The 6,141-nt window shown below is 57.6% G+C and carries 4 protein-coding genes and 3 pseudogenes; 6 read left to right on the forward strand and 1 reads right to left on the reverse strand.

From position 1 onward, the window contains the following. From intI1 to ACJHYW_RS24830, 5 genes and pseudogenes are all read left to right on the forward strand, one after another. A pseudogene (gene intI1 / locus ACJHYW_RS24810) lies at window positions 1–327 on the forward strand (class 1 integron integrase IntI1); the annotation flags it as partial. 202 nt (window positions 328–529) lie between these two features. Beyond that, window positions 530–880: pseudogene (locus tag ACJHYW_RS24815) on the forward strand (DUF3330 domain-containing protein); the annotation flags it as partial. A gap of 125 nt (window positions 881–1,005) precedes the next feature. Further along, window positions 1,006–1,566: a recombinase family protein gene (locus ACJHYW_RS24820; protein ID WP_000147567.1), complete on the forward strand. Its 561-nt coding sequence runs from the start codon at window positions 1,006–1,008 to the stop codon at window positions 1,564–1,566. Window positions 1,567–1,568: 2 nt separating this feature from the next. After that, a complete protein-coding gene (locus ACJHYW_RS24825) occupies window positions 1,569–4,520 on the forward strand; it encodes a Tn3-like element TnAs3 family transposase (RefSeq protein ID WP_015344976.1) in 2,952 nt (983 codons plus the stop codon). Next, on the forward strand, window positions 4,454–4,930 hold the full coding sequence (locus ACJHYW_RS24830) for a hypothetical protein (RefSeq protein ID WP_223171565.1): 477 nt from the start codon (window positions 4,454–4,456) through the stop codon (window positions 4,928–4,930). Before ACJHYW_RS24825 ends, ACJHYW_RS24830 begins: the two co-directional genes overlap by 67 nt. A gap of 84 nt (window positions 4,931–5,014) precedes the next feature. Here ACJHYW_RS24830 and ACJHYW_RS24835 read toward each other — a convergent pair whose 3' ends face one another. Beyond that, window positions 5,015–5,719: an IS6-like element IS1006 family transposase gene (locus ACJHYW_RS24835; RefSeq protein WP_001067784.1), complete on the reverse strand. Its 705-nt coding sequence runs from the start codon at window positions 5,717–5,719 to the stop codon at window positions 5,015–5,017. Between the two features lie 63 nt (window positions 5,720–5,782). Here ACJHYW_RS24835 and ACJHYW_RS24840 point away from each other — a divergent pair. Then, window positions 5,783–6,141: pseudogene (locus ACJHYW_RS24840) on the forward strand (transposase); the annotation flags it as partial.

Consider the following 6,141-nt stretch of genomic DNA (forward strand, 5'->3'; position numbering starts at 1 on the left):
TTCTGGGTTTTTGCGCAGCACACGCATTCGACCGATCCACGGAGCGGTGTCGTGCGTCGCCATCACATGTATGACCAGACCTTTCAGCGCGCCTTCAAACGTGCCGTAGAACAAGCAGGCATCACGAAGCCCGCCACACCGCACACCCTCCGCCACTCGTTCGCGACGGCCTTGCTCCGCAGCGGTTACGACATTCGAACCGTGCAGGATCTGCTCGGCCATTCCGACGTCTCTACGACGATGATTTACACGCATGTGCTGAAAGTTGGCGGTGCCGGAGTGCGCTCACCGCTTGATGCGCTGCCGCCCCTCACTAGTGAGAGGTAGGGCAGCGCAAGTCAATCCTGGCGGATTCACTACCCCTGCGCGAAGGCCATCGGTGCCGCATCGAACGGCCGGTTGCGGAAAGTCCTCCCTGCGTCCGCTGATGGCCGGCAGCAGCCCGTCGTTGCCTGATGGATCCAACCCCTCCGCTGCTATAGTGCAGTCGGCTTCTGACGTTCAGTGCAGCCGTCTTCTGAAAACGACAATGGAGGTGGTAGCCGAGGGTGTGGAAACACCCGACTGCCTTGCGTGGTTGCGGCAGGCGGGTTGCGACACGGTGCAGGGTTTCCTGTTCGCCAGGCCGATGCCGGCGGCGGCCTTCGTCGGCTTCGTCAACCAATGGAGGAACACCACCATGAACGCCAATGAACCGAGCACCAGTTGCTGCGTGTGCTGCAAGGAAATCCCGCTCGATGCCGCCTTCACGCCGGAAGGGGCCGAGTACGTGGAGCATTTCTGCGGGCTGGAGTGCTATCAGCGCTTCCAGGCGCGGGCCAGCACTGCGACCGAAACCAGCGTCAAACCGGACGCTTGTGATTCGCCGCCGCCAGGTTGAGGCATACCCTAACCTGATGTCAGATGCCATGTGTAAATTGCGTCAGGATAGGATTGAATTTTGAATTTATTGACATATCTCGTTGAAGGTCATAGAGTCTTCCCTGACATTTTGCAGGGAATTCCATGACTGGACAGCGCATTGGGTATATCAGGGTCAGCACCTTCGACCAGAACCCGGAACGGCAACTGGAAGGCGTCAAGGTTGATCGCGCTTTTAGCGACAAGGCATCCGGCAAGGATGTCAAGCGTCCGCAACTGGAAGCGCTGATAAGCTTCGCCCGCACCGGCGACACCGTGGTGGTGCATAGCATGGATCGCCTGGCGCGCAATCTCGATGATTTGCGCCGGATCGTGCAAACGCTGACACAACGCGGCGTGCATATCGAATTCGTCAAGGAACACCTCAGTTTTACTGGCGAAGACTCTCCGATGGCGAACCTGATGCTCTCGGTGATGGGCGCGTTCGCCGAGTTCGAGCGCGCCCTGATCCGCGAGCGTCAGCGCGAGGGTATTGCGCTCGCCAAGCAACGCGGGGCTTACCGTGGCAGGAAGAAATCCCTGTCGTCTGAGCGTATTGCCGAACTGCGCCAACGTGTCGAGGCTGGCGAGCAAAAGACCAAGCTTGCTCGTGAATTCGGAATCAGTCGCGAAACCCTGTATCAATACTTGAGAACGGATCAGTAAATATGCCACGTCGTTCCATCCTGTCCGCCGCCGAGCGGGAAAGCCTGCTGGCGTTGCCGGACTCCAAGGACGACCTGATCCGACATTACACATTCAACGATACCGACCTCTCGATCATCCGACAGCGGCGCGGGCCAGCCAATCGGCTGGGCTTCGCGGTGCAGCTCTGTTACCTGCGCTTTCCCGGCGTCATCCTGGGCGTCGATGAACTACCGTTCCCGCCCTTGTTGAAGCTGGTCGCCGACCAGCTCAAGGTCGGCGTCGAAAGCTGGAACGAGTACGGCCAGCGGGAGCAGACCCGGCGCGAGCACCTGAGCGAGCTGCAAACCGTGTTCGGTTTCCGGCCCTTCACCATGAGCCATTACCGGCAGGCCGTCCAGATGCTGACCGAGCTGGCGATGCAAACCGACAAAGGCATCGTGCTGGCCAGCGCCTTGATCGGGCACCTGCGGCGGCAGTCGGTCATTCTGCCCGCCCTCAACGCCGTCGAGCGGGCGAGTGCCGAGGCGATCACCCGTGCTAACCGGCGCATCTACGACGCCTTGGCCGAACCACTGGCGGACGCGCATCGCCGCCGCCTCGACGATCTGCTCAAGCGCCGGGACAACGGCAAGACGACCTGGTTGGCTTGGTTGCGCCAGTCTCCGGCCAAGCCAAATTCGCGGCATATGCTGGAACACATCGAACGCCTCAAGGCATGGCAGGCACTCGATCTGCCTACCGGCATCGAGCGGCTGGTTCACCAGAACCGCCTGCTCAAGATTGCCCGCGAGGGCGGCCAGATGACACCCGCCGACCTGGCCAAATTCGAGCCGCAACGGCGCTACGCCACTCTCGTGGCGCTGGCCACCGTCACCGACGAAATCATCGACCTGCACGACCGCATCCTGGGTAAGCTGTTTAACGCTGCCAAGAATAAGCATCAGCAGCAGTTCCAGGCGTCAGGCAAGGCCATCAACGCCAAGGTACGTCTGTACGGGCGCATCGGTCAGGCGCTGATCGACGCCAAGCAATCAGGCCGCGATGCGTTTGCCGCCATCGAGGCCGTCATGTCCTGGGATTCCTTTGCCGAGAGCGTCACCGAGGCGCAGAAGCTCGCGCAACCCGATGACTTCGATTTCCTGCATCGCATCGGCGAGAGCTACGCCACCCTGCGCCGCTATGCACCGGAATTCCTTGCCGTGCTCAAGCTGCGGGCCGCGCCCGCCGCCAAAAACGTGCTTGATGCCATTGAGGTGCTGCGCGGCATGAACACCGACAACGCCCGCAAGCTGCCAGCCGATGCACCGACCGGCTTCATCAAGCCGCGCTGGCAGAAACTGGTGATGACCGACGCCGGCATCGACCGGCGCTACTACGAACTGTGCGCGCTGTCCGAGTTGAAGAACTCCCTGCGCTCGGGCGACATCTGGGTGCAGGGTTCACGCCAGTTCAAGGACTTCGAGGACTACCTGGTACCGCCCGAGAAGTTCACCAGCCTCAAGCAGTCCAGCGAATTGCCGCTGGCCGTGGCCACCGACTGCGAACAATATCTGCATGAGCGGCTGACGCTGCTGGAAGCACAACTTGCCACCGTCAACCGCATGGCGGCAGCCAACGACCTGCCGGATGCCATCATCACCGAGTCGGGCTTGAAGATCACGCCGCTGGATGCGGCGGTGCCCGACACCGCGCAGGCGCTGATAGACCAGACAGCCATGGTCCTGCCGCACGTCAAGATCACCGAACTGCTGCTCGAAGTCGATGAGTGGACGGGCTTCACCCGGCACTTCACGCACTTGAAATCGGGCGATCTGGCCAAGGACAAGAACCTGTTGTTGACCACGATCCTGGCCGACGCGATCAACCTGGGCCTGACCAAGATGGCCGAGTCCTGCCCCGGCACGACCTACGCGAAGCTCGCTTGGCTGCAAGCCTGGCATACCCGCGACGAAACGTACTCGACAGCGTTGGCTGAACTGGTCAACGCTCAGTTTCGGCATCCCTTTGCCGGGCACTGGGGCGATGGCACCACATCATCATCGGACGGACAGAATTTCCGAACCGCTAGCAAGGCAAAGAGCACGGGGCACATCAACCCAAAATATGGCAGCAGCCCAGGACGGACTTTCTACACCCACATCTCCGACCAATACGCGCCATTCCACACCAAGGTGGTCAATGTCGGCCTGCGCGACTCAACCTACGTGCTCGACGGCCTGCTGTACCACGAATCCGACCTGCGGATCGAGGAGCACTACACCGACACGGCGGGCTTCACCGATCACGTCTTCGCCCTGATGCACCTCTTGGGCTTCCGCTTCGCGCCGCGCATCCGCGACCTGGGCGACACCAAGCTCTACATCCCGAAGGGCGATGCCGCCTATGACGCGCTCAAGCCGATGATCGGCGGCACGCTCAACATCAAGCACGTCCGCGCCCATTGGGACGAAATCCTGCGGCTGGCCACCTCGATCAAGCAGGGCACGGTGACGGCCTCGCTGATGCTCAGGAAACTCGGCAGCTACCCGCGCCAGAACGGCTTGGCCGTCGCGCTGCGCGAGTTGGGCCGCATCGAGCGCACGCTGTTCATCCTCGACTGGCTGCAAAGCGTCGAGCTACGCCGCCGCGTGCATGCCGGGCTGAACAAGGGCGAGGCGCGCAATGCGCTGGCCCGTGCCGTGTTCTTCAACCGCCTTGGTGAAATCCGTGACCGCAGTTTCGAGCAGCAGCGCTACCGGGCCAGCGGCCTCAACCTGGTGACGGCGGCCATCGTGCTGTGGAACACGGTCTACCTGGAGCGTGCGGCGCATGCGTTGCGCGGCAATGGTCATGCCGTCGATGACTCGCTATTGCAGTACCTGTCGCCACTCGGCTGGGAGCACATCAACCTGACCGGTGATTACCTATGGCGCAGCAGCGCCAAGATCGGCGCGGGGAAGTTCAGGCCGCTACGGCCTCTGCAACCGGCTTAGCGTGCTTTATTTTCCGTTTTCTGAGACGACCCCTAGTTGTTTGCGGTCTTGCGTGGCAGGGAGCAGGCATCTTTAACTTGCCTTTCACAGTGATGCTATGGACTATCATTAGATTAATTATCGTGGTATCGCTTGTATTTATTACTGGAAAATTCGGTCTATCAAGAGAGTTTACTTTCCCCGCAGCAGCAGTAGGTTTAGCTTTTAGTTTATTCCCTGTCCTTGATCATATTGCGTTAGGTTATTCTGCTAAAAATTTCTATGAAACCACTAATTTTATGGGGCAAACGGTTCGGGAATTTGGTGCCAGTAAAATTACGGTCTGGTGGGGTTCGATTTATGCCAAAATAGCCTATGCTAGCCTTGCAGGTTTAATTGGATATGGTGTTAAGGTCGCCACTGATGATTAAAAAAGAAAAACCAACTTGAAGTTGGTTTTTTTGGCACTGTTGCAAATAGAGATTTGAGTCGATGATGTTCCCTTTAAAAAGTACTTAGAGACCGAAAACCCTGTTGATTAGACACACTTCACCCTGAGGCTGACCATAATAAAATGACGATGCTTGTCCTTTACGTAGTGCACGCATGACTTCAATACCTTTAATTGTGGCATAAGCCGTCTTCATAGATTTGAATCCTAATGTGGCCCTGATGATCCGCTTTAGCTTGCCATGATCACATTCAATCACGTTATTTTTATACTTAATCTGCCTGTGCTCAAGGTCTGGTGGACATTTACCTTCCCGTTTTAACCGTGATAAAGCACGTCCATATGTGGGTGCTTTATCCGTGTTGATCACTTGTGGAATTTGCCACTTCTTCACATTATTTAAAATTTTTCCAAGAAAACAATATGCTGATTTGGTATTACGTCTAGAAGAAAGATAAAAATCAATGGTATCGCCACGTTGATCGACTGCACGATACAGATAAGACCATCGTCCATTCACTTTTACATAGGTTTCATCAATATGCCACGAGCTCAGATCTGTAGGATTACGCCAATACCAGCGTAAACGTTTTTCTATTTCAGGAGCATAACGTTGAACCCAACGGTAAATAGTCGTGTGATCAACATTCACACCCCGTTCGGCCAGCATTTCCTGCAGTTCACGATAGCTAATGCCATATTTACAATACCAGCGCACAGCCCAAAGAATGATTTCGCCCTGAAAATGCCGACCATGGAAAGGATTCATATGCTGCACCTTTAGCTAAAACAGTCTTCAGCTTACCATTCGTGGTTATTTGCAACAGTGCCGCTGACGCACACCATCGCCCACCGGGTGGGTCGCTATCTGGAACGGCAAGGCCTGCTGGAACGGGATGTCGAAAACAGCTATCTGGCCTCGGATGCGGTGGATGACGACCCGATGACACCCCTGCTGGGGCACTCGATCACTTACCGTATCGCTGTCGGTTCACAGGCGGGGCGAAAGGTGTTCACTTTGCAAACTCTGCCGACCAGTGGTGATCCGTTCGGTGACGGGATTGGCAAGGTAGCCGGGTCCAGCCTGCACGCCGGCGTGGCGGCCAGGGCCGATGAACGCAAGAAGCTCGAACGGCTGTGCCGGTACATCAGCCGCCCGGCGGTATCCGAGAAGCGGCTGTCGTTAACACG

It is taken from the genome of Escherichia sp. WS3063 (assembly GCF_046486595.1).
In the GTDB taxonomy this organism is placed as follows: Bacteria; Pseudomonadota; Gammaproteobacteria; order Enterobacterales; family Enterobacteriaceae; genus Escherichia; species Escherichia coli.

What these genes read in the sequence shown, in the direction of transcription:
- ACJHYW_RS24820 (WP_000147567.1), top strand. Translation starts at nt 1,006, where the DNA reads ATGACTGGACAGCGCATTGGGTATATCAGGGTCAGCACCTTCGACCAG.
- ACJHYW_RS24825 (WP_015344976.1), top strand. Translation starts at nt 1,569, where the DNA reads ATGCCACGTCGTTCCATCCTGTCCGCCGCCGAGCGGGAAAGCCTGCTG.
- ACJHYW_RS24830 (WP_223171565.1), top strand. Translation starts at nt 4,454, where the DNA reads ATGGCGCAGCAGCGCCAAGATCGGCGCGGGGAAGTTCAGGCCGCTACG.
- ACJHYW_RS24835 (WP_001067784.1), bottom strand. Translation starts at nt 5,719, where the DNA reads ATGAATCCTTTCCATGGTCGGCATTTTCAGGGCGAAATCATTCTTTGG.